This window comes from Mycobacterium nebraskense (assembly GCF_002102255.1).
GTDB lineage: Bacteria > Actinomycetota > Actinomycetes > Mycobacteriales > Mycobacteriaceae > Mycobacterium > Mycobacterium nebraskense.
Window position 1 is genome coordinate 1 of sequence record NZ_LQPH01000062.1, and the last position, 2,382, is coordinate 2,382.

The following is a 2,382-nucleotide window of genomic DNA, read 5'->3' on the forward strand; positions in this document are numbered from 1 at the left end:
AGCGGTCCTCGGGCTTTTTGGCCATCCCGCGAGCGATCACCGCGTCAAAGGCCTTGGGAATACCCGGACGCAACGCGCTGGGCTGGGGGATGGGATTCATGGTGTGGGCGGTAACCAGCGCGGCCGGGCTACTGGACGTATAGGGCGGGGATCCGGTGAGGCATTCGTAGAGCACGCAGGCCAGGGCGTAGATGTCGGCGCGGTAGGTGACTTCGGCGTTGGAAAACCGTTCCGGCGCCATGTATTTCCAGGTGCCCACCGCGGTGCCCAACTGGGTGAGCTTTTCATCGGTGGTGGCACTGGCGATGCCGAAGTCGACCAGATAGGCGAAGTCGTCGCGGGTGATGAGAATGTTTTGCGGCTTGACGTCGCGGTGCATCACCCCGGCGGCGTGGGCGGCATCGAGCGCCGAGGCGATCTGGGTGATGATGGCCACCGCGCGCGGCGGGGCCAGCGGGCCAAAACGTTTGAGCACGCTGTCTAAGTCGGTGCCCTCGATCAGGCGCATCTCCAAAAACATCTGCCCATCGATTTCGCCGTAGTCGTGGATGGGCACCACATGGGGTTCCTGCAAACGACCGGCGGTGCGGGCTTCGCGCTTCATCCGCTCCCGAAACACCGGGTCCTTGCTGAAGGTCTCCGAGAGCAGCTTGACCGCCACCGTCCACTCCTTGACGGTGTGCTCGGCCTCGTAGACCTCCCCCATCCCACCCCGGCCCAGCAGCCGTTTTAGGTGATAGGGTCCAAAATCCGACCCCACCCGCGAGGCCTGCTCATCACTCATCGCCGATCCTTCACACCCAACCGCCACACCACCGACACCCAACAATTGCCGGGCACACCGGTCAGCCGCAACCCCCTGACCCAGCAACCACGACCGTAAGCCCCCACCCACCCCCACGCACAACAATCACACGAATCAGCATCGGCGGTGGCCCCGATGACGGCAGGTACCTGACGAACGCTTCAAGGATTCGTCAAGGATGCGGCGAGCGGGTGCGCGGACCATTTGCGCAGAGCCAATCTCGGGCGGAAACGAAGGGAACGCAGGTGCTGACCATTACAGGGACCGCGGCATACGGTGTCATCGCGCGGCGCGCCTGCTCGTATCTGGTGTATTGCGTCGGATATCGGCTGTTGTCGGTGCAATTGTGGTGTGCTGCGCTCGCGGTCAGCGGCGTCCCGTTGATGGTCAAGTTCCGCGCCTAGGACGCTCACCTCACTTACCGGCTTCGCGCGGTCAGGTGAAAAGCCTGTCCGCGTTGCGGTTTGACCACATCAGCTCAGCCGCCGTAGTTGGTCCACCACGTATGCAGGTCCTCGATGGCGGGGGGATCACCGTAGACGTCACAGAGCATGAGTTTGGCCTCGTTGGTCCATATGACGTTCGGGTGGTTCTTATAGGTGCCGCACGCGATCATGCCGGCGGTCACCGTCGGGGTGCTGTCGTGGTGCCAGCCATCCGGTGACGGTCCGGCTCCGGGACAATTGATCAGCTGCACAGCGGCGACGTCGTCGTCGAACGCCTTCTTCAGCAGATCCGCATTGGCGAACAGTCCATAGACCGCGCGGGATGGGCCGCCCTGGTTGGTGTTCTGGTCGCAGTCAACCATGGCCAGCGAATTCACCCAGATGCTGTTCGACTTCGGGGTAGCCGGTGTGCAAGCGCCATTGGGATACCCCGCGGGCAGCATGCTCAGCAGCTTGCTCTGCGGGTTGCCCGCCCGGGTGGTGGTCGTGGTGGTGATCGTCCTGCTGGTGGTTGTGGTCGTCGTGGTTGAAGTGCGGTTCGCCTGCGGATTGCTGTCGTCGCCTCCCATGAAGATCGCGACACCCACGACGGCGAGGACGACGACCACCACCAACGCGGCGACGGCGGCGATGATGGGCCAGGGGTTGCGTCGTTTGGGTGGGGGTTGGTTCCAGGCGGGGGCGCCGGTGAATTGTGCTGGGGCCTGTGGTGGTGGTGGGCTGCCCCAATTGGCGTTGGCGGCTGGGTAATAGGGCGGTGTGGCTGGGGGTGGGCCGGCGGCCGGGATGGGGCCGCTGTCGGGTCGCCAGGCGGGAGCGCTCGGCGCGGGTACCGGAGTCGAGCTCGGCGCCGACGGCGGCGGCGTGTTTGCGGTGGGGACCGGCGACGGGGGAGGCGCCATGGCCGTGTCGGCGAGCGTGGGTTCTGGGCCAAGCGTGGCGGTGCCGGGCAGGGTGGCTTCTTGGCTGCGGCGCAAGATGGTGGCGGCGTGGTCTTGGTCGGGGTCGCTGAGTGCCTCGTGGGCGGCCAGGGCCAGATCGCCGGCGCTGGCGTAGCGGTCCTCGGGCTTTTTGGCCATCCCGCGAGCGATCACCGCGTCAAAGGCCTTGGGAATACCCGGACGCAACGCG

2 protein-coding genes and 1 pseudogene are annotated in these 2,382 nt (G+C 65.5%); 1 reads left to right on the forward strand and 2 read right to left on the reverse strand.

Going from position 1 to position 2,382, the window contains the following annotated elements; all coding sequences use genetic code 11:
- Nucleotides 1–784, reverse strand: a 784-nt coding sequence (locus AWC17_RS06355; protein ID WP_141224522.1) for a serine/threonine-protein kinase, incomplete at its 3' end; no start/stop codon positions are given.
- A gap of 266 nt (nucleotides 785–1,050) precedes the next feature.
- Between AWC17_RS06355 and AWC17_RS32565 the strand changes: the two genes are divergently transcribed.
- Nucleotides 1,051–1,209 carry a hypothetical protein gene (locus AWC17_RS32565; protein ID WP_156174212.1) on the forward strand — a complete coding sequence of 53 codons (159 nt, stop codon included), beginning with the start codon at nucleotides 1,051–1,053 and terminating at the stop codon, nucleotides 1,207–1,209.
- Between the two features lie 74 nt (nucleotides 1,210–1,283).
- Here the strand turns inward: AWC17_RS32565 and AWC17_RS06365 are convergent.
- Nucleotides 1,284–2,382, reverse strand: a pseudogene (locus AWC17_RS06365) (serine/threonine-protein kinase); the annotation flags it as partial.